The organism is Streptomyces sp. MnatMP-M17, from assembly GCF_900091995.1.
In the GTDB taxonomy this organism is placed as follows: Bacteria; Actinomycetota; Actinomycetes; order Streptomycetales; family Streptomycetaceae; genus Streptomyces.
In genome coordinates, this window is record NZ_FMDK01000177.1 from 1 (window position 1) to 19,421 (window position 19,421).

At 68.5% G+C, this 19,421-nt stretch carries 18 protein-coding genes and 1 pseudogene; 2 read left to right on the forward strand and 17 right to left on the reverse strand.

What is annotated here, in order from left to right; translation table 11 throughout:
• The 3 genes and pseudogenes from GA0115259_RS40110 to GA0115259_RS08805 all read right to left on the reverse strand — a co-directional run.
• Positions 1–225: pseudogene (locus GA0115259_RS40110) on the reverse strand (FAA hydrolase family protein); the annotation flags it as partial.
• A complete protein-coding gene (locus tag GA0115259_RS08800) occupies positions 222–1,385 on the reverse strand; it encodes a cupin domain-containing protein (protein ID WP_093593350.1) in 1,164 nt (387 codons plus the stop codon). The gene GA0115259_RS08800 and the pseudogene GA0115259_RS40110, both read right to left, overlap by 4 nt.
• A gap of 57 nt (positions 1,386–1,442) precedes the next feature.
• Positions 1,443–2,711: an FAD-dependent oxidoreductase gene (locus tag GA0115259_RS08805; RefSeq protein WP_093593353.1), complete on the reverse strand. Its 1,269-nt coding sequence runs from the start codon at positions 2,709–2,711 to the stop codon at positions 1,443–1,445.
• Positions 2,712–2,768: 57 nt separating this feature from the next.
• On the opposite strand from GA0115259_RS08805, the gene GA0115259_RS08810 reads away from it, so the two are divergent.
• The gene (locus GA0115259_RS08810; RefSeq protein ID WP_093593356.1) at positions 2,769–3,578 is read left to right on the forward strand and encodes an IclR family transcriptional regulator; all 810 of its coding nucleotides are present in this window, start codon (positions 2,769–2,771) and stop codon (positions 3,576–3,578) included.
• A gap of 69 nt (positions 3,579–3,647) precedes the next feature.
• Here the strand turns inward: GA0115259_RS08810 and GA0115259_RS08815 are convergent, their stop codons facing one another.
• The 14 genes from GA0115259_RS08815 to GA0115259_RS08875 form a co-directional block, all read right to left on the reverse strand.
• Positions 3,648–5,207, reverse strand: coding sequence for an ethanolamine ammonia-lyase reactivating factor EutA (locus tag GA0115259_RS08815; RefSeq protein ID WP_093593359.1), 1,560 nt, complete (start codon positions 5,205–5,207; stop codon positions 3,648–3,650).
• A 4-nt stretch (positions 5,208–5,211) separates the two neighbouring features.
• Complete coding sequence (locus tag GA0115259_RS08820; protein WP_093593362.1) at positions 5,212–5,952, reverse strand: class II aldolase/adducin family protein; 741 nt, start codon at positions 5,950–5,952, stop codon at positions 5,212–5,214.
• The gene (locus GA0115259_RS08825; protein ID WP_161230324.1) at positions 5,952–7,109 is read right to left on the reverse strand and encodes a Rieske 2Fe-2S domain-containing protein; all 1,158 of its coding nucleotides are present in this window, start codon (positions 7,107–7,109) and stop codon (positions 5,952–5,954) included. The genes GA0115259_RS08820 and GA0115259_RS08825 overlap by 1 nt, the downstream gene beginning before the upstream one ends.
• On the reverse strand, positions 7,099–7,437 hold the full coding sequence (locus tag GA0115259_RS40115) for a hypothetical protein (RefSeq protein ID WP_161230325.1): 339 nt from the start codon (positions 7,435–7,437) through the stop codon (positions 7,099–7,101). Before GA0115259_RS40115 ends, GA0115259_RS08825 begins: the two co-directional genes overlap by 11 nt.
• 2 nt (positions 7,438–7,439) lie before the next feature.
• On the reverse strand, positions 7,440–8,549 hold the full coding sequence (locus tag GA0115259_RS08830; RefSeq protein ID WP_176732483.1) for a cupin domain-containing protein: 1,110 nt from the start codon (positions 8,547–8,549) through the stop codon (positions 7,440–7,442).
• An 18-nt stretch (positions 8,550–8,567) separates the two neighbouring features.
• The gene (locus tag GA0115259_RS08835; RefSeq protein WP_093593368.1) at positions 8,568–9,665 is read right to left on the reverse strand and encodes an ABC transporter substrate-binding protein; all 1,098 of its coding nucleotides are present in this window, start codon (positions 9,663–9,665) and stop codon (positions 8,568–8,570) included.
• A gap of 17 nt (positions 9,666–9,682) precedes the next feature.
• The gene (locus GA0115259_RS08840) at positions 9,683–11,566 is read right to left on the reverse strand and encodes an ABC transporter permease (RefSeq protein WP_093593371.1); all 1,884 of its coding nucleotides are present in this window, start codon (positions 11,564–11,566) and stop codon (positions 9,683–9,685) included.
• The gene (locus GA0115259_RS08845) at positions 11,563–12,738 is read right to left on the reverse strand and encodes an ABC transporter ATP-binding protein (RefSeq protein WP_093593374.1); all 1,176 of its coding nucleotides are present in this window, start codon (positions 12,736–12,738) and stop codon (positions 11,563–11,565) included. Before GA0115259_RS08845 ends, GA0115259_RS08840 begins: the two co-directional genes overlap by 4 nt.
• Before the next feature lie 101 nt (positions 12,739–12,839).
• Positions 12,840–13,823, reverse strand: a complete 984-nt coding sequence (locus GA0115259_RS08850; protein WP_093593377.1) for a PDR/VanB family oxidoreductase — start codon at positions 13,821–13,823, stop codon at positions 12,840–12,842.
• A 6-nt stretch (positions 13,824–13,829) separates the two neighbouring features.
• A complete protein-coding gene (locus tag GA0115259_RS08855) occupies positions 13,830–14,465 on the reverse strand; it encodes a 4-carboxy-4-hydroxy-2-oxoadipate aldolase/oxaloacetate decarboxylase (RefSeq protein WP_093593380.1) in 636 nt (211 codons plus the stop codon).
• Positions 14,462–15,148, reverse strand: a complete 687-nt coding sequence (locus GA0115259_RS08860; RefSeq protein ID WP_093593383.1) for an RraA family protein — start codon at positions 15,146–15,148, stop codon at positions 14,462–14,464. The genes GA0115259_RS08855 and GA0115259_RS08860 overlap by 4 nt, the downstream gene beginning before the upstream one ends.
• Complete coding sequence (locus tag GA0115259_RS08865) at positions 15,145–15,822, reverse strand: RraA family protein (protein WP_093593386.1); 678 nt, start codon at positions 15,820–15,822, stop codon at positions 15,145–15,147. The genes GA0115259_RS08860 and GA0115259_RS08865 overlap by 4 nt, the downstream gene beginning before the upstream one ends.
• Positions 15,819–16,871: a DODA-type extradiol aromatic ring-opening family dioxygenase gene (locus GA0115259_RS08870; protein WP_093593389.1), complete on the reverse strand. Its 1,053-nt coding sequence runs from the start codon at positions 16,869–16,871 to the stop codon at positions 15,819–15,821. The genes GA0115259_RS08865 and GA0115259_RS08870 overlap by 4 nt, the downstream gene beginning before the upstream one ends.
• Positions 16,872–16,877: 6 nt before the next feature.
• Positions 16,878–17,969 (reverse strand): amidohydrolase family protein, encoded by a 1,092-nt coding sequence (locus GA0115259_RS08875; protein WP_202449810.1) that lies wholly within the window; start codon positions 17,967–17,969, stop codon positions 16,878–16,880.
• Between the two features lie 420 nt (positions 17,970–18,389).
• Between GA0115259_RS08875 and GA0115259_RS08880 the strand changes: the two genes are divergently transcribed.
• Positions 18,390–19,331 (forward strand): hypothetical protein, encoded by a 942-nt coding sequence (locus GA0115259_RS08880; protein ID WP_093593392.1) that lies wholly within the window; start codon positions 18,390–18,392, stop codon positions 19,329–19,331.
• The last annotated feature ends 90 nt before the right edge of the window (positions 19,332–19,421 follow it).

Here is a 19,421-nt window from a genome sequence, read left to right on the forward strand (position 1 = left end):
CCCCGGCGCGCCCAGCCGCACCGAGTCCAGCGGCAGGCGCCGGCCGTTGGCCGCGGCCCCCTCCAGGGCAGGCGCGAGCACCGCGAAGTCCCGGCACAGGCCGCGCCACCAGCCCGCGAGCAGTGGATCGGGCTCATGCGGCCACGGCAGTGCGTCGGTGACATCCACCACGGTGTCACCGACGACAACACCGAGACGGTGGTCGTCGAAGATCGCGAGTCTCATACGCTCAGCCTCTCCCTCTCCGTATCCGGCCTCGTCGGCCGGAGCGCCGCCGGAGTGAAGACACCGGTCACCTGCTGAGGCGCGTCGAGAGTCAGTTCGCGGTGGATTCCCAGCGCCCGCAGTACAGGGCTGTCACCGATGGAGAACAGGTCCGCGCCCTCGGTACTGGTGTGCTCGACCGCGGCCCAGGACGGGACGACGAACATGTCACCCGTCGACCAGTCGAAGCGCTGCCCTTCGATCACCGACGAGCCCGACCCGCGGTGGACGACGAAGACCGCGTTGCCGGTGCGCCGTACGGGCAGGGTCCGCGCGCCGGGTATCAGCCGGTGCATACCGCAGCTCATGGTCGGCAGCACACTGGCACCGGTCTCGGGATTGACGTATTCGAGGCTCACCAGCGGTTCGCCGCTCTCCGCGGCCAGCCGGGACAGTTCCCTGTCGGTGTTCGCCCATCGGTAGACCAGGAGCGGCGAGTGTTCTGCGGTCAGCACATCGCGTACGGCTCCGCTGACGAAGCGCGGCCCGGGGCCGGCCTCTCTCTCCGACCGGTTGTGCGGGTCCGTGTCCGGCTGCCGTACTTCGGGATACGGCTCGAAGAACACCGCGTCGAGCGCCTCGATCATCGGCAGATCGAGCCCGTCGAACCAGAGCATCGGGCCGTCGCTCGCACTGCTGTGATCGTGCCAGTTCCACGACGGTGTGAGAATCAGGTCACCGGCGTGCATATCGCACACATCGCCGTCGACCGTGGTCGCGACACCGTCCCCGGACAGGATGAAGCGGATGGCGCCCGGCGTGTGCCGGTGTGCCGGTGCCGTCTCGCCGGGGCCGAGGCACTGAATGGCGCCCCACAGCGTTCCGGCGGCATAGGGCAGCCCGGCCAGGCCCGGATTGCCGAGGCTGAGCACCCGGCGCTCGCCACCACGCTCCACCGGCACCAACCGCAGCGCGCGCTCGGCGAGTTCGGTCAGCACGCGCGAACTCCACAGCCAGGGGACGGAGCGTGGGCGCGGCGTGGGCGGAAGCAGATCACGGGTGATCGTCCACAGCGGATGCAGATCGACGGCGGCCAGGTCCTCGTACAGGGAGGCCAGTTGCGCGTCTTCCTCGGCCGGCGCGCCATCGGTCCGCGCACGCGGCGTGTTGTCGGGTGTCATGAGTCCTCTTTCACCTGCGCCGCGCCGGGCCCGGCCGGGCCGACGGCGGCAGTTCCTTCATGGAGTGGAGTGGGCCGCCGCGTCCATCCGGCGGCGGACATCCTCTGGTGGCAGGCCGATGCCGAAGCGGGCCACCGATTCCAGCAGGGAGGCGCGTCGGCACCAGGCCCGTGCCCGCTCGGGGTCGGCCGCGACGGCGCGCAGCTCCTGGTGGTTGGCCTGCCGCTTGGCCTCGTCGCGCTCGCTGATCCGCTCGGTGTTGCGCTTGGTGTCGGCCTGTACGTACTCGACGGCGACCCGGCGGCGCACCTCGGCGAAGGCTGCCAGTTCGGCGTCCTCGTCCGCACCGTCGAGGACGATACGGGCGAGCCGGCGGGCGAGGTCGACGGCGTCGTGGATACCGCTGTTGAGGCCCACACCGCCGAGCGGGCTGTTGATGTGCGCGGCATCGCCGATCAGCGCGCACGGCCCGGACAGGAACGAGTCCGCCACCCGCTGATGGACGTGGTAGATCTGCCGGTCGCCGATCTCGTAGCCGCCCGGAAGGGCCGCGATGCCTTGGAGGCGGCTCTGCATCTCCGCCGGATCGGTGGCGCTCTCGTACGTCTGGCCGGGTGGCACGGGATACACCGCGCGCCATGACTCCGGTGTGCGCAGCAGGAAGAGCCATTCGTCCGGGTCGGCGACATAGTTGACATCGGCGATGTCGGGTATGAGCGCGCGGAAGTCGGCCGAGGTGCTGGCGATCAGGAATCGCTCGGGATAGGTGAAGCCCTTGAACTCCACACCGAGCAGCCCTCGGGCCGTGCTGCTCGCACCGTCGGCGGCCACCAGGAAGCAGCCGCGCAGACTCGTCTCACCCGACGGTCCCCGCCCTTCCACGACCACACCGTCATCGCCGGTCCGGATCGCCGTGGCCTCGATGCCGTAGTGCAGAGTGGCGTTCGGCTCGTCCGCGAGCCGCTCCACCAGCATCCGGACCAGATGCTGCTGATTGAGCTGGAGCCGGTGCGGATACTTCGTCTCCTCCTTCAGCAGTGTGAAGTCGAACTCGGCCACCAGCCCCGCGCGCCGGTCGCGGTACTGGTAGCGCGGCACCGCGAGCCCCTCGGTGTGCATCTGTGCCGCGACGCCGAGTTCGTCGAGCAGTTCGAGAGTCGGCGGATGAAACGTCGACGCACGCCAGTCCGTGCGCGGCTCCGGCTCCCGCTCGATGAGATGGACCCGTACGCCGGCCCGGGCGAGAGCCCAGGCCGCGGTGACGCCGACGGGGCCGCCGCCGAGGATGAGCACAGGCAGCCCACGATGATTCGACACGAATGTCATAGCCCAAACCTTAGTGATTATTCCGTGCGTCGAAAGAGTTGACGCTACTATTCCGATATGAAGAACTCAGTCCACGAAGAACCCCACCACGCCGTCCCGTACTCCACACAGTCCGGCCTCTCATCGGTCGACAACGCCCTCCAGTTGCTGCATCTCATCAGCGAGCGCCGCGCGCTGCGTGTCGCGGAGGCCGCCGACGACTTGGGCGTCGCCCGTTCCACCGCACACCGGCTGCTGACCGCACTGCGCCGGCAGGGCTTCGTGACCCAGGACAAGCCGAACGGCGTCTACCGTCCCGGCCGCGCCCTGCTCGAAATCGGGCTTTCCGCCATCGGCCGGGTCGATATCCGGCACGCGGCCCGGCCCGTACTCGAAAAGCTGAGTGAGGACACTCAGGAGACGGCCAGTCTGCTGTTGCTGGAAGGCGATTCCGTACGGTTCATCGACTGTGTGGAAGGCTCGCGATCGGTGCGTGTCGCCACCCGTACCGGCATCGTCCTGCCCGCTCACTGCACGGCGGGCGGCAAGGCGATCCTGGCGGCACTGCCTCCCACCGACCTGGGCCGGCGCTATCCCACCCGTCAGTTGGACACCCGTACGCCCAACTCCATAGGGACATGGAGCCAGTTGGAGACCGAACTCGACGGGATCCGTGACCTCGGTTACGCGGTGAACTTCGGAGAGGGCGAGAGCAGCATCAGCGCCGTGGGAATGGCGATCTACGATCTCATCGGCTATCCGCTCGCGGCGATCGCCGTGGCAGTGCCGCACTCCCGGCTGGAGACCGTCGACCAGGCCCGGCAGCTCGCGCCGATGCTGGTCGAGGCTCAGCTCTCGGTGCATGACGCGCTCAACGAGACGGTCTGAGCCGGGCTTCCGGCTCCGCGCCGGACGTCCGGTGCCACGGCGGCGGTCTGGCCCACGCCGGCCCGCCGTTCACAGCGAGAACACCATCGACTTGAGCGAGACCGGTACGGTCCCGGACTTGGGCAGCACCGCGCCGATGTCCACGAAGTCGAACTCGCCGACCGTGATGCCGTCGACGGAGATCACCGGCACCGTGAGGCCCTGGTCGAGCAGAATGCCTCCGACCGTTCTGGCGATATCGCCCTCGAAGAGCAGACACAGCGGCCCGCCCGCCGCGATCCGCGCGCTCAGACCGCGCCGGATGCCCTCGACAAAAGCGTCCAGGCGCGGAAAGCTCGGCAGTCCGCTCCACCGGAATCCCAGGACCAGCGCGTCGGCCGGATCGGCATCGAGACGCGCGAGATGTGTTCCGATCGCTTCCGCGACCGAGGAGGGATCGACCGTCTCGGGCAGCTCCACCTCGGGCCGGACCACCCGCAGATTGTGCAGCGGAAGCAGGTCCGGATCGCTGATGTGGATGGTGTTCCCGCTCACCCGCACGGTGTACTGGGACGCCCCGAGCACCGTCGCCCTGATCGTCCCGCCACCGTCTTCCACCGGCCCCGGCAGCCTGCCCGACCTCTCGGCCAGCGCGCGGCCGAACAGCGGCCCCAGATCGCCGAACTCCCGGGACTCGCGGCCGTAGACGTACTCGGCGACTCCGCCGGAGAACACGACGGCATCGTAGGGACCGTGCTCGGTCAGCGGTTCGGTGAGCCGGAGCCAGTCGAGACCGTCGAGCGGAGCGGGAGTTCCATTGACCGTGGCGACGACGGTGTCGGCCATCAGCGCCGCCAGTTCGGCCAGTTCGGCCGCGTGGACCTGATCGCCCGACGACCAGTCCAGGCCCAGCGACAGGGCCAGCCGCCGGCCCGCGGGCTCCAGCCGGACGATCCGTCCGGACGCATCGACCACGATCAGCCGTGCGCCGAGATGCAGCGCGCCGGTCGACCGGACGGTGCCCGCCTCGGCCACCGACAGCTTGGTGGTGCCACCGCCGATGTCGATGTTGAGCACCCGCGCGCCGTCGCGCTCGCTCCTGGCCACCGCGCCCGAGCCATGGGCGGCGAGCGTGGCCTCCATGTCATGACCGGCCGTGGCACAGATGAAACGCCCGGTCCGGGCGGCGAACAGATCGGCGATGGCGCGTGCGTTGCTGCGCCGGGTGGCCTCGCCCGTGAGGATGACCGCACCGGTGTCGACCTCGTCGGCCCGGATGCCGGCGTCCTGGAACGCCTGGTCGACCAGGGCCGTCAGGCGCTCCTCGTCGATGCGCAGCCCTTCGGCGTAGGGCGTCAGGGCGACGGCCGACTCATGGACGATCCGCTTGTCCACGACGGCGAAGGCGCTGGACAGCTCACGTCCCAGCCGGCGCAGGGTCAGCCGGGAGAAGAGCAACTGGCTGGTGGCGGAGCCGATATCGATCCCGACACTGGTGAGGACGATCTGATCGCGCTCCCACAGCGGATGGTCCGGATCGTCGGTCCCGATGGTCACACCGTGGTCGTGGTCATGGTCGTCATGGGCGTCGGTGTGACCGTGGTGGTGCCGACCGTGGTGGTGTGTCCCGGTCAGGGCGCTGTTCGGCATGGCCTCATCCCTCCTCGGTCCCGTCTTCGGCGAGCCGCCGGTAGAAGCGCCACGCCGAGTCGATCAGCTCCGGCCGGGTCCGGCCCGTACCGACGATCTCCTCGTACTCGGCCTTCCCGATCGGCCTCGGCTCGCCGAGCAGCCGCGCCCTGTAGTTGAGTTCGGCCAGCTCGCTCAGCTTGATGGCATTCAGCGCCGCCTCCTCCGGACTCGTGCCCACCGCCGTCACACCGTGCCCGCGCATCAGGCACACCGCGCCCGGCCCGAGCACGGCGGCCATCTCGTCCCCGAGCTCCGGAGTCGTCACCAGCACACTGCGCTCGAACGTGGGCACGCCTCGGTCCAACAGCCGTAGGGCGTACGGGTCGTAGGCACCGATCACCGGCAGCAGCGGCACATCACAGATACCGAAGAGCACCGGCATCAGCGGATGGACATGCACCACACTGGTGACATCCGGGCGTGCCCGGTACACCGCGAGATGGATCGCGAGTTCCCGAGGCGGCTCAAGACCCGGCGCGGACGAGCGTGGTGTCCCGTCGGGATCCACCACCACGACATCCTCCGCGCCGGCGAACCGAAGACCGGACTCCGAGGGCCCGCGGGCCTTGATCGCGACGGTCCCGTCGGCGAGCAGCATGCTGATGTGACCGGCCGGTTCACGGGTGAGACCCAGCCGGCCGAGGACCCGGCAGGCCGCCGCGATGCGCTCGGCCGCCGCCACGGGCTCGGCCGTGGACGTCATCACACCCGGCCCTCGGCCACGGCCACCCGGGCCTGGCCACGGGACACGTCGAAGGTGACCACGGCCTGGGCGGGATCGCGGATCAGCGCCATCGGGTCCTCTCCGGCCTGTACCCGCTCGATCTGCTGCCGCAGCAGCCTGCGGTACATGGCGATGCCCTTGTCCTCCGCGCCGAGCATCTCCTTGGTGCGGTCGTAGACGGCGCCCTGTGTCTCCCAGGCCATCCGGTCCTGGCTGGTGAAGGTGTTCATCGCGTGGTCGCCGTCGGCCGTCATCTCCGACGGGACGCGCACGACGGAAGGCTCCTCGTCGTGCACCCGCTCCTCGCCCGGCTTGTCCGGCAGCAGACCGGCCCGGATGAGCATGGTGTGTTCGTCGTCCACCGGCACCCGCCAGTGCATCGCCTGCAACGGGCCCTCGGGCAGCCGCAGGATGTTCGGGAACACCAGCGGATGTCCCGTCTCCTCCTCCAGCTCACCGGTGTTGTCGCGGTAGACACGGCGCTTGATGATGCCCCACTCGAACTGCTCGAAGGAGTACTTCTCGATGGGCCGGTAGTAGTAGCTGCCGCGGTCGATGCCCTTCATCCGCATGGTGTGCCCGTGCAGCCAGAAGGTGTGCACGGTGTCGACGGCGTTCTCCATCGGCTGGAGCCAGTTGCACTGGAGGTCCTCCTCGACAAACAGTGTGAGGTGGCCGTCGCGCCGGTCGAGCACATCCCACCGGGGCAGCACGGGCGGCTCGCCGGGGCCCAGATAGGCGAAGACGATGCCGCGGTAGGCCTGTACCGGATAGGCGGCGATCCGGGCACGTTCGCGGGCCCGCCGGTTCTCCTGCTCGAAAGGCTGCTCAAGGCACTGGCCGGTACGGTCGTACTTCCAGCCGTGGTATGGGCAGCGGATCTCGCAGCCCTCGACAAAGCCGTAGTAGAGGGACACCCGACGGTGTGCGCACGCCTCCGCGACCAGGGCGTAGGTGTTCTCGTCGGTCAGATAGAGCACCAGGTCCTCGCCCAGCACCCGGATCCGCTTGGTCCGCTTCTCTGGTGAAAGATCCGCGGTGACGGCGACCGGCTGCCAGTACCGTCGCAGCAGATCGCCCGCCGGAGTACCCGGACCGACGCGCGTGAGAAATTCGTTCTCGGCTTCACTGATCATGGTCATGCTCCTCTTGGTTCCGCAGTGCCTGCCGCAGCATGGCGGCGACGCGCCGCCGGAGGTCGTCGCGCTCCCCGGTGCCCCGCGCCGCCCAGGTGTCGGCCAGCCGGCGCAGATACGGTGTGGCGTCCGCATCCGGGAGGGACTCGATGAGCGGCTCGATGTCGCGCTCCAGTTCCTCCAGGTACTCCCAGGCCCTGTCCTCGGCGGGAGACCAGCCGAGCCGTGCCTGAAGCGCGTTGAGATAGCTCCAGAAGTCGACCGACAGTGTCGGTGTGTCCGCCGCGGGGGAGAAGTCCTCGTCGAAACTCCGTTCAAGGCTGATCATCGTCAGCCGCTCTGACCGGCGGCCCGGTCCTGGAGCCGCGCGGCCCGTTCGTAGACCTCGCCCATACGGCTCCGCGCACCGTGCTCGGCGAGCTCGGCCTCGAATGTCGCGCGTACGGACGGATCCTCGTCCTGGTACTCGATCTGGTCGCCGCCCTCGGTGGTGGGACGGTCGATGAGGAACTGCTTGAACAGCGGATACTTCTTGCTGCCCCAGCGCAGTGCGAGATAACGGGCGGGCGTGGTACCGGTGTTGAAGTGCTGGTGGAACCACCGCTCCGGCGGCACCACGATCGAGCCCTGCCGCCAGTCGACCTTCCGTACCGGTTCGCCCTCACGCCACAGCAGCGAGAAGCCCGTACCGCCAAGGATGATCACATGGGCGCCGGCGTTGTGCCGGTGGGCCTTCTTGTACGTACCCACCGGGAACTCCGAGACATGGCCGCACAGGCTGTTGTCGGCGATCTCCAGCATGACGTTGCTGCCGCCCGCGCCGCGGGCGGCCCAGGACTTCAGCTCGATACCGGCCGCGTCGGGGATGAATCTGGACTCCCACACCCGGGACTGATAGGCCGTGCCCGCGCCGCTGAAGTCGTCCTTGTCCGACCCGAATCTGTCGGTGAAGTCGAAGTCGCAGTCATAGATGAACGAGCGGTTGTGGAACATCCGCATCACCAGCGGCGCGCTGGTCACGGTGTAGAAGCGGGCCGGCTGCGACCCACTGCCGTTGAAGTGCTGCGCGTAGGCGTTGAGCGGTACGGAGAACACACTGCCCGCGTTCCACTCGAATGTCGTCCGCGTCCCGGCGGAGTTCCACACCGTGGTCGAACCCCGGCCGGAGACGACATAGGTGATCTCCTCGTAGAGATGACGCTCGGGCGCCATCTCACCGCTCGGGGCGATCTCGATGATGTGGGCGTCGTTGACGTCCTCGGTGCCCTCCAGCCTGGCGACCGCCGCCCGGCAGCCACGCCGCTCCCAGGTGCCCAGCTCGACGGTGCGGAGGTCCTCGATGAACAGCCCTTCCACGACCGTGAGTCCCTCATCGGTCAGCCACTGCTCGTAGGCCGTCGGGCGCTTGATCGTGGGCAACTCGGTTTCGGCCACGCTCATCTGATGTCTCCTTGTGCGCTAGTTCGAACCGATGAGGCTTTTGATCAGTTCCGTCGCGTCCTTGACGCCCTTGGTGAGGAACTCCCAGGAGTTGGTGTTGAAGTAGTCCACACCGTCCTGCGGTACCTGCCAGGCGGGCAGATCGGCCGGCGGCTTGACGTCGGAGCGGGCGCTGATGCTTCCGTACGCGTTGTTCCACGCCTTGTTGCCGTCCGGGCAGGCCAGCCACTGGGCCAGCACCTTGGCGGCCTCGGGGTGCGGCGGCTTGTCGGAGACGGCCAGGAAGCCGAAACCGCTGGTGGTCTGGAGCAGGTCCGGCATGACGACCTTGACCGGCAGTCCGTCGTCCGCCGCCGTGTCGACGTCGAGCTGGCCCAGTCCCAGGGCGATCGGGTACTTGCCCTTGGCCAGATCGTCGGTGCCCTGCCGGGAGTCGGTGATGAGGATCGGCTTCTGGTCCTTGTACAGCTGCTTGACGAACGCGTCGCCGTAGCCGTCGGCCGCCTGGAACATACCCACGTTGTAGATCGCGCCGCCCGGGCTCCGCGGGTCGATGGTGGCGATCTTGCCCTTCCACTTCGGGTCGAGCAGATCCTTCCAGGAGGTGATCTCGTCCGCCTTCACCTGGTCGGTGTTGATGACGATGGGCACACTGACGTACTTGCTGATGCTGAGGATCTTCTTGTCCGCGTCCACGAACGGGACGGTCCCGCCACGCCATCCCTTCGGGTCCAGCTCCGACGCGGGCAGTACACCGGTCAGCGGAGCGATCCAGTTCTGCGCGTGGTACGTGTTGGCCATGGTGTCGGCGCCGCCGAGGAACACGTCCTGGGAGTAGATCCCGGCCTGCCGCTCGGACTGGAGCCGGGCCGCGTTGTCCTTGCCGCTGGTGCCGATGTAGTCGAGGCTGATGCCGTAGGTCTGCTCGAACGCCTTGGGCAGCTGCTGCCGTACGGTGTCGGTGGGCGGGCCCGACATCACGACCGTGCCCTCCTTCTTCGCCTTGGTGACGAGCGCGCCCGAGGGATCCGGGCAGGAGCTGCTGACATCAGCGGGAGCGCTGCCCGCCGTCGTGCTGGTCGAGCCGTCGCCGCACGCCGTCGCGACGAGGGCCACCGCGGCGCCGGCGCATATCAGCTTCCAGTTGTGGTGAGCGATGAATCTTTTGATGACGCACCTGCTTTCGTTGCGGAGAGGGATGACGGCGGGGTACCGCCGGTCACCCGGAGACGGCGTCCCGGCCGTGTCTTGCGCAGCCGGCCACCGCTGAGCACCCGCGACAGCAGCGCCACACCGACGGTGAGCGCGCTGATGAGGACGCCCAGCACGGAGGCCTGTTCGAGTACGCCGCTGGTGCTGTATTCGAGGAGGAGGATCGACAGTGGCCGGGAGTCGTTGCTGCTGAGCAGGACGACGGTGCTGACGTCACTCACGGCGGAGTGGAAGGTGAGCACTCCGGCCGCGGCCACGGACGGGCCGAGGAGAGGGAAGAGGATATAGGTGTACGCGCGCACCGGAGTGGCGCCGCAGATCCGCGCGGCCCGGTCCAGATCGGGGCTCACCTGGAGGATGGCGGCCTTCAACTGCTGCGTACCGGTGGCCATATGGCTGATCACCAGCGCGATGATCAGACCGAAGAGATTGCCGTACAGCACGGTGCGCAGCGGAGTGCCGAGATAGACCCAGAGCAGTCCGAGGCCCAGCAGCATGCCCGGTACGGCGGCCGGCAGCCAGGCCATCACATCGACACCGCCCCGGGTGGGCAGTTCGCTGCGGACGATGACGAAAGCGATGGCGAAGTAGACGAGCACACCGACCAGGGTGGCGATCAGACCGATGATCAGTGTGTTGCGCACCGAGGAGGCGAACAGGTTGTCGTTGAAGAGCGCCGACCAGTGCTCCGTGGTGAAGGGATTGGTCAGCTGGAAGAATCCGAACCGCCGCATGAACGAGCCCAGTACGATCGCGCCCATGGGAAGCACCACGGTGACGATCGCGTAGAGCGAGAGCACTCCGGCGACCACCCAGCGGCGTACGCGGCCCAGCCGGATCGGCTCGTCGTTGTACGTGTGCGCGCCGATGGTGACGTAACTGCGGCTCCGTACGGCGAACCGCTGCATGATCGCCAGCATGATGAGGATCGGGATGAACACCGAGCCCAGCGCGGTCGCGGTGCCGAACTGCGGAGGCGACGACTGGAGCCAGTTGTAGATCTGGGTGGAGTAGACGTTCAGCCCGATCGGTGTGCCGAGCAGCAGTTCGATCTCGAAGGTCTTCAGCGAGTAGACGAAGCTGAGCAGCGTGGCGGCGATGATGGCCGGACGCATCATCGGCACGGTGACACTCACCAGGGTGCGCAGCCGGCTGGCGCCGCAGGTCTGCGCGGCCTCCTCCATGGAGCGGCTCATCCTGCGGAACGCCGGCACCAGCAGGATCACCATGATGGGTACGGTGGTGGCGGTCAGATGCGTCCAGATGATGCCCCAGTAGCTGTAGATGTTCAGCGGGCCCTGGGTGAGATCACCCAGCCCGGGAACCATCCTGATCACCTGGTTGACCACGCCGTTGGCCGGATCGAGCAGCAGGATCCAGCCCAGGGTCATCGAGAGTGAAGGGATGAAGAACGAGAACCACAGGAACACCTCGATGATCTTGCCGCCGGGCATGTCGGTGCGCGCGATCAGCCAGGAGACGACCGTGGCGATCACCATGCCGAGCAGCACTCTCGGTACGCCCAGCCGCAGTGTGTTCCAGGCGGATTCCCACATCGCGCCGTTGGCGAAGGCCTGCCGCCAGTTGTCCAGGCCGTAGGTGGCCGGATCACCGGGATCGGCGACATTGAGGCTGTTCAGCAGCAGCAGTGTGATGGGGACGACGGTGACGGCGGCCACCAGCAGCAGTACGACGGTGCCGGTCAGCCGGGAGCCGCTCGAACGGCGCGCGCTGATCAGCCTTTTCACCGGACCGGGCAGCGGCTCGACGGCGTCCGGGGCGACCGGCGGCAGGAGGCCGGTCACAGCGGCCACACCATCGCGCGCTGCGGATCGACCTCGACGACGACCAGGTCACCGGGCTGGTGCACCACCCGGCGCGGCGCGCTGAGCAGCACATTGGATCCGGCGATGTCGAGTACGTACTCGAAGCTGTCACCGAGGTAGACGGAGGACAGCACCCGGGCGGCCACCTGGTTGGGCGCGGGGCCGTCGAGAGCGGCAGGCTTGATGTCGACGTCCTCGGGCCTGAGATACACGCCCACCCGGTCGCCGTCGGCCAGTTCCGCCGGTACATCGGGGCCGTGGATCTCACCGGCCGGTTCGCCGCCGGTGCCGAGCAGGACCCGGCGGCGCGACGCGTCTCCCGTGAGCACGCCCTCGACGACGATCAGCCGGCCGAGGAAGTCACGTACGAACGCCGTCCTCGGGCGCTCGTAGAGATCCATGGGCCGGCCGACCTGCTCGACCTTGCCCTTGTTCATCACCGCGAGACGGTCGGCCAGGGACAGTGCCTCGTCCTGGTCGTGGGTGACGAAGAGCATCGTGATGCCGAGTTCACGGTTCAGTCTGCGGATCTCGCGGCGCATCTGGATACGCAGCTTCGCGTCCAGGTTCGACAGCGGCTCGTCCAGCAGCAGCAGGTCAGGCGTGTAGACAAGGGCCCGTGCGAGCGCGACCCGCTGCTGCTGACCGCCCGACAGAAGAGTGGCCGGCCGGTCCGCCAGCGCCTCCAGACCGGTGACCGTGAGGATCTCCTCGACCCTGCGGCGCCGTTCGGCACGCTTCACCCGGCGCATACGCAGCGGAAAGGCGACGTTCTGCGCGACCGTCATATGGGGCCAGATGGCGTAGGACTGGAAGACCATCGCGATATTGCGCTTCTCCGACGGCAGGAAGGTGCCACGGCCGGCATCGGCGAGTGATCTGTCACGCATCGAGATCGAGCCCTGGTCGATCTTCTCCAGGCCCGCGATCATCCGCAGCGAGGTGCTCTTTCCGCAGCCGCTCGGGCCGAGGAGGGCGAATATCTCGCCGCGCTTGACGTCGAGGTCGATCTGGTCGACAGCGACGACGTCGTTGAACTTCCTGGTCACACCGGACAGCCGGAGCTGTACGGCGGGCTCACCGGAAGCCTGGTCCACCGGGCCTGTGATCCGGCCCTTGAGGCGGTCCGGTGTGGTCGCCCTCATCGACATCCTGCACTCCTCGGATCAGTCCTGGTTCACGCGACCTTAACCAGGAATACCTCATAGAGAAATACTTGTTCTCTAAGTTCTTTGATATGGAATAGGGGCCGTCAGAGGTCCAGTGTGAGCAGCTCCGAGGCCGACCGCCCGACGCAGATCATCATGGTGTCGCCGCGTTCCCGTTCCTCGTCCGAGAGCACGGTGTCGTGGTGCTCGGGCACACCGGCGAGCACCTTCGTCTCGCACGAGCCGCAGTAGCCCTCCTCGCAGGAGAACGCCACATCGGGAGCGGCCTCGCGGACCACGTCGAGCAGTGTGCGCTCCGGCGGGACGTCCAAGGTCAGTCCGCTGCGCCGCAGCTCCACGGTGAAGTGGCCCGCGCCGGGCGACGGACTCCGTGCCTCCGCCGACCCGCCGCCCGGCGGCGCGCCGAAGCGTTCGACATGCAGCGTGACGGGCCTGGCCCGCGCACAGGCCTCGGTGACCGCCTGGACCATGCCCTCCGGGCCGCAGCAGTAGACCGCGGTGCCAGGAGGCGCGGCACCGACGAGCGCGGCGACCGGCAGCATGCCCTGTTCGTCCTGCGGCACGATATGGACGCGACCGGCGTCGACGGTCGACAGCGTCCCGGTGAACGCCATGCCGTCGCGCGAACGTCCGCCGTAGTACAGCTCCCATGAGGCGCCGTCCGCGGCGGCCTGACGGACCATCGCCAGGATCGGTGTGACACCGATACCGCCGGCGAGGAAAAGATAGTGCGGTGCGCCGACGAGGGCGAAGTGGTTGCGTGGTCCACGGACTTGCAGCAACCGGCCGACCAGCGCGGTGTCATGCACCTCCGCCGATCCGCCACGGCCGTGTTCCTCACGCAGCACCGCGACGGTGTACGAGCGGCGATCGTCCGGCGGACCGCACAGCGAGTACTGACGGACCGTGCCGCTGGGCAGGAACAGATCGATATGCGCGCCCGGTGCCCACGGCGGCAGTTCGGCGCCGTCCGGATCGACCAGTGTCAGCGAGACGACGCCTGCGGCCTCCAGACGAACCTGCTCGACCAGCAGGTGCCGGCCGGCGAGTGGATCCAGATCGTTCATGGCGGCTCAGTCCGTGCCGGCCGGTCGGAAACCGTAGATGTCCAGGGTGAGTTCGCCCTGGGCGATCCTGCTCAGATAGCCCGCCTCGGCGGCCTCGCGCGCCCTGCCGCGTTCCAGCACCGACGCGACCGACGCCCGTGGAATCACCACAACGCCGTCGGTGTCGGCCACGACGAGATCTCCGCGGCTGACGGCGGCGGTGCCCAGGGCGATGGGATCGCCGACTGTGCCTGTGTCGTTCTTGACCGTCGTACGCACCGCGATCGAGGAGCTGAAGACCGGAAAACCACGCTCACGCAGTTGGTCCACATCCCGCACACCGCCGTCGATCACCAGTCCCACCACGCCGCGCGCCTGTGCCGCCGCCGTGAGCACCTCGCCCCAGTAACCGCACTCCTCCCGCTGTCCGTCGACCACCAGCACATCGCCCGGCGAGGCGTGTTCGAGCGCGATGTGCAGCGGCAGATTGTCGGCCGGCGCGGTGGTCACCGGCAGCGCCCGGCCGACCACGGCGGCGCCCGGCCAGACCGGCCGGATACGCGGCGGAAGGAAGCAGTCCAGCTTCGACGCCTCGTACAGCGTCGCGGTCCCCAGCCGCAGGAAGACGGCGGTGTCCGTGGGATCGGTCGGGGCGGTCGTCATGCCTGGTTCCTCTGCAGCAGGTGATAGCCGTGGGCGGCCCGCGCCTCGGCCAGGGAACGGCCCGCGAGTACGTCGTCGACGATGCGCGACTCGCGTTCATGGATGGTGTGGCAGATCTCCGCCACGTCGTCCTCGACATCGGGCGGTACGGTGACCGCGCCGTCGGCGTCGGCGATGACGAGCTGACGGGCCGCGATCCGGACACCGCCGACGCTCACCGGGCACTGGACGTCACGGACCTCGACCCGGTCCTTGCCGGTGCGCATGTAACGGCCGCGGGTGAAGAGCGGATAGCCCACATCGAGCGCCCGCCGCACATCGCGGCAGACTCCGTCGATCACCGTGCCCGCGATACCGCGGTCGTCCGCCATCGCGGTGAGGATGTCGCCCCACACCGTGCAGTCGGTACGGCCGCCGTTGTCGAGCACCGCCACATCGCCGGGCCGCATGTCGTCCAGGTAGTCGCCCACCGTGCCGGCCGGGTGCCCGGCCGTGGTGTACGAGACGGTGTAGGCGCGCCCGAAGATCCGCGCGCCGTCGAACAGCGGGCCGATGCCGAGCAGACAGCCGTCCCTGCCGACGCGGTCGAGCGCGTCGGCGACCGTGGCGGTCGAGTAGCCGTACAAGGGATGCGCCGTGCCGTCGGCCGAGGCCGGCTCACGGGCGGCGGTTTCGTCGGTCACGCGCCGGACTCCTCGGTCTTCGGGAACTGACTGTCGTGCATGACCTCGGCGACCGGCCGTCCTTGGGCGACCGCCTCGGCCATGGCAGCCTCGCGGGCGACGATGCGCTCGGCGAAGGCGATCACGCGCCCGGCATCGGCGCCGGGTATGAAGGCGACACCATGGCCGTCGGCGACGACATAGTCGCCGGGGCTCACGGTGATGTCGCCGAACCCGACCGGCTCGTCCATCGCGTACTGGACGACACGTCCGCGCGCGCTGACGGGCACCACGGCCCGTGCGAAGACCGGCAGTCCGAGCTCGGCGCTCTCGCTCGCGTCCCGGCAGGCGCCGTCGACCACCACGCCCGCGATGCCCCGGGCGAGCGCGGCCCGGCTGAGTATCCCGCCCCAGCAGGACACGTCCGGACGTCCGCCGTTGGCGATGACCAGCACATCGTCCGGTCCTGAGATGTCCACGGCAGCGGCGGCGACATGGCCGGCGGGCCGGTCGGACCGGCGTGGGCCGACGGTGACCGTACGGACCAGCCCGGCGACGGCATACGGCACCGGCCAGACCGGCACGGGCCCGAGTACCACCATGGACAGGCCGTACGCGTCGAGCGCGTCCGACACGGCACAGGAGTCCAGCGCCCGCAGCCGCTTCACCAGGGCGGTCCCGTCCGGCGCCGTCATGATCCGTCCTTACGAGCGCCCGCCGAAGCGGTGGTCTCGTCCTGCCAGCTCATGAACGCCATCGCGCAGCCGGTGCCCGCCTCGGCGCGGTAGCACGGCTCGTAGCCCACCAGTTCGGCGGTGAGCGAGGAGGAGTGCAGCGCTCCCGCCACCACGATCCAGTTGCGCATCTCCGAGGTTCCCGACCGCAGTACCGCGTCGGGCAGTGAGCGCAGATAGTCGCTGTCCCGGCCGGTCAGCGCGGTGATGAAGGCGCGGTCGAGCTCCTCGTCGATGACGAAGTGGCTCAGCCCGCCGGAGGCGACGATCCCCACCCGCAGCGGAGCGGGGAAAGTCCGGATCGCCTCGCCCAGGGCGACGCCGAAGTCGAAACAGCGGGCGGCGGACGGCGGGTTCGGCTCCCAGAAGGTGTTCACGAAGACCGGCACGGTCGGCGGTGTCTCAGCACCGCCGAGCACCTGCTCGAAGATGAAGCCCCAACCGTGCGGGATGCCTGAATTGCCCCATTCGCCGGGTGGTAGCGCCCGGGACGCGGCCGGGTCGAAGCCCGCCGCCGAGGTCCGCTCGATCAGATGCCGGGCCAGCGCGGAGTGCCCGGGACGGACGGTGCTCCTGGCGGGCACATTGGCGACCTCGGCGATGGCCAGCCCGGGCTTCATACCGTGGAGCTGCTCCTGGGTGAACGGCTCGTGCCGCATGGTGTCGCCCCAGTAGAAGGCGAACTGGGGCAGCAGCTCATCGCCGAACACCTCCTTGTGGTCGCTGCTCACGACCACCAGGACATCGAGTGCGGCGGCCTTGATCCGCCGGCCCAGCTCCTCGATGTCCTCACGGCACGCGCTGTGGCGCCGGCGGCGTACCCCCAGCTCGCATTCGGCCGCGAAGCCCGGTGCGCGCAGCGCCAGCAGGTCGTCGTACGGATATTCCGCACCGCGGTAGACCAGCGCCCTGTTGGCCCGGTCGGCCGCGGCCCGCAGGCCCCAGTCCTCCGGCGGTGTGTTCAGCAGAGGGCCGTGGGAGGTGCCCACGCCCAGTACGAGGTCGCTCACGCTTCCTCACACCTCCAGACGGAACAGTTCGACCGCGTTCGTCTCGAACAGCGCTGTCCTGTCGTCGTCGGTCAGCCAGTCGATGTCCTCGATGAGCAGATGGATGTCATCGATCCAGCGGCCGGTCTCCGGGTCCTTCACCGAGCCGGTGCCCGGCTTCTCCGTGCCGAACAGACAGCGGTCGACACCGACGGTGCGCAGAAGGAACTCGATCGAGTCGCGTGTGTAGAGGCAGGTGTCGTAGTGGAGGCGGCGCAGGCGCTCCCCGAAGGTGGTGCCCGCACGCAGGGCCGCGGGATAGAAGCGGCCCTTCTGATACGGGACGGCCCCGCCGCCGTGCGACACGACGATCTTGAGCTCGGGGAAGTCGTCCAGGACGGTGGACTGGAGCAGTCCGGCCACCGCCAGCGTCTCCTCCTGGACGAAGTGGAGCGAGTAGCTCTCCCGGGCCGGAGGCCGGCAGGCCGCCGAGTGGATGATGGCCGGGACGTCGAGTTCGCAGAGCGCCTCCCACACCGGGTACCAGAAACGGTCGCCGATGGCCGGCGGCTGCCGCAGTCCCTCGTACGGGTCGGTGTTCAGCGTCGCGCCGACAAAGCCCAGGTCATTGACGCAGCGGCGCAGCTCCCGGGTCCACGCGGCCGGATCGAGCTCCATCGACTGCGGCATCCCCGCGACACCGCGGAAGCGGCTGTCGGCCGCGCAGCACATCGCGATGACGTCGTTGGTCTCCGCGGTGAACCACTCGACCAGCTTGGCCGGGCTCTCGCTGTGCATCATCTGGAACGGCCGCGGCGAGATGAACTGGATGTCCACCCCGGCCTCGTCGAGATGCTGCAGATGCGAGATCTTGCCGAAACTCGGATGCGGCGCGTTGAGCGCCTCCACGACATGCTGCTCGGTCACTCCCGCATGCCCGCGCCCGTGAGCGCCGCGATGGGAGAGGAGTCCGGCTTTGTACGCGTAGAGCTTGTCAGGGGCCGTGACATGCCCGTGGACGTCGATATAGATGGCGCTGCCCTCCTTGTGGCCGGAACGGGCGATGCCCGCCGTGGCCGGTGGAGCCGCCGAGGCTCCTGTCCGGGTGTCCTGAACCATAAGGACGCTGCGCCCTATACGGAATAGGTAGTGCGAGAATTCCGCATAGAGGTATATGGGTCCGTCATCGAGGGCGCTTCGCTGCCGGGCCGGGCCTCGCGGTGGGGACAAAGGGTGCGCTGAGGCATGGGTGCAGACCGGTTGGGGTCACATTAGGCGACATTTCCGTCCGTGTACCGCCTCTGTGCGGACTTCGCCATCACAAAACGGCACATGCGTCACTCCGGAGGTGGTGAGTCCCGGTCTTCGCCCCCGGGCTCCCTGGTGCTACCGAGATGTGCTCAGCGGTCCCATAATCTTCATGTCCACGTCATGACGGCGGCGGGGTGTGCGTCATCGGGCGGCCGGAAAGTAACGACCGTTCGCACACCGGACTGTCCTCGGTCGTTCGACGACCGGGTCCCGACCTCTGGAGAATCCGTGAAGCTCCGGCGATCCGCCCGTGCCGCCTTTGTCACCCTCCTCCTCTCCGCGGGACTCCTCGCCGCGCCCGTCCAGGCGCAAGCGGCCGGGCCCAGCGACGCAGACCTCGCCTACCGCTGGGCCCCGGTCCACTACCAGGACAGCGCGTCGGGCCACTACACCGCCGACTATCTCTCGCGCGTGGACTACGACGGCGACTGGAACACCCTCAACAACTGGGAGAACCTCGACGTCGATCCGCGCCGGCTGACCGGCACGGCGTACTACTCCGTGGTCGAGACCTCGACCCACTGGTACATCACCTACGCCTTCTACCACCCGCGCGACTGGAAGCTGTCCTCGCACGAGAACGACATGGAAGGCGTCGTCGAGGTCGTCCTCAAGGACGGCAGCACCTACGGCACTCTTCAGGCGGCCGTCACCCAGGCGCACAACAACTACTACTCGTACATCCCGGCGGGCAGCCCGTTCCAGGGCAGCCGCGAGAACATCGACGGCACCCTGCTCATGGAGACCCACGACGGTGCCCAGCACCCGACCGTCTTCCAGGAAGCCAAGGGCCACGGGATGTACAACTGGAGCGGAGGCAGCTTCCCGGGCGGCGACGGCATCGTCTACCGTCCCAGCCGCACCGCCGGTACGGTGCCCACAGGCGGCAACGACCGTGCCGCGTCCTACGCGTTGGTGGACATCTTCTCCTCCGGCGGTCTGTGGGAGCGCCGCAACTCCAATCCTCCGTACGCCGCCTGGGGCACCTTCGCCGGTGACAACGGCACGGACAACGCCGCGCACACGCCCTGGGCCTGGGACGACTCGAACGACGGCAGTGACCTCCAGCCCGGCTCCATCGCGGGCGACCCGGCCTATCTGATCAGTAAGTACTTCAAGAACACCGGTACGTTCAGCCTGAGTTACACGCGTAACGCCTACCTGTCCTGATACGGCCGTGTTCTGACGGCAGGACACGAGCGACGGACACGAGCGGCGGACACGAGCGACGGCCGGCCTGCCTCGCGGACCCGGACCCGA

What these genes read in the sequence shown, in the direction of transcription:
- GA0115259_RS08865 (WP_093593386.1), bottom strand. Translation starts at nt 15,822, where the DNA reads ATGACGGCGCCGGACGGGACCGCCCTGGTGAAGCGGCTGCGGGCGCTG.
- GA0115259_RS08815 (WP_093593359.1), bottom strand. Translation starts at nt 5,207, where the DNA reads ATGCCGAACAGCGCCCTGACCGGGACACACCACCACGGTCGGCACCAC.
- GA0115259_RS08850 (WP_093593377.1), bottom strand. Translation starts at nt 13,823, where the DNA reads ATGAACGATCTGGATCCACTCGCCGGCCGGCACCTGCTGGTCGAGCAG.
- GA0115259_RS08875 (WP_202449810.1), bottom strand. Translation starts at nt 17,969, where the DNA reads ATGGTTCAGGACACCCGGACAGGAGCCTCGGCGGCTCCACCGGCCACG.
- GA0115259_RS08820 (WP_093593362.1), bottom strand. Translation starts at nt 5,952, where the DNA reads ATGACGTCCACGGCCGAGCCCGTGGCGGCGGCCGAGCGCATCGCGGCG.
- GA0115259_RS08805 (WP_093593353.1), bottom strand. Translation starts at nt 2,711, where the DNA reads ATGACATTCGTGTCGAATCATCGTGGGCTGCCTGTGCTCATCCTCGGC.
- GA0115259_RS40115 (WP_161230325.1), bottom strand. Translation starts at nt 7,437, where the DNA reads ATGATCAGCCTTGAACGGAGTTTCGACGAGGACTTCTCCCCCGCGGCG.
- GA0115259_RS08830 (WP_176732483.1), bottom strand. Translation starts at nt 8,549, where the DNA reads ATGAGCGTGGCCGAAACCGAGTTGCCCACGATCAAGCGCCCGACGGCC.
- GA0115259_RS08855 (WP_093593380.1), bottom strand. Translation starts at nt 14,465, where the DNA reads ATGACGACCGCCCCGACCGATCCCACGGACACCGCCGTCTTCCTGCGG.
- GA0115259_RS08825 (WP_161230324.1), bottom strand. Translation starts at nt 7,109, where the DNA reads ATGATCAGTGAAGCCGAGAACGAATTTCTCACGCGCGTCGGTCCGGGT.
- GA0115259_RS08800 (WP_093593350.1), bottom strand. Translation starts at nt 1,385, where the DNA reads ATGACACCCGACAACACGCCGCGTGCGCGGACCGATGGCGCGCCGGCC.
- GA0115259_RS08845 (WP_093593374.1), bottom strand. Translation starts at nt 12,738, where the DNA reads ATGTCGATGAGGGCGACCACACCGGACCGCCTCAAGGGCCGGATCACA.
- GA0115259_RS08810 (WP_093593356.1), top strand. Translation starts at nt 2,769, where the DNA reads ATGAAGAACTCAGTCCACGAAGAACCCCACCACGCCGTCCCGTACTCC.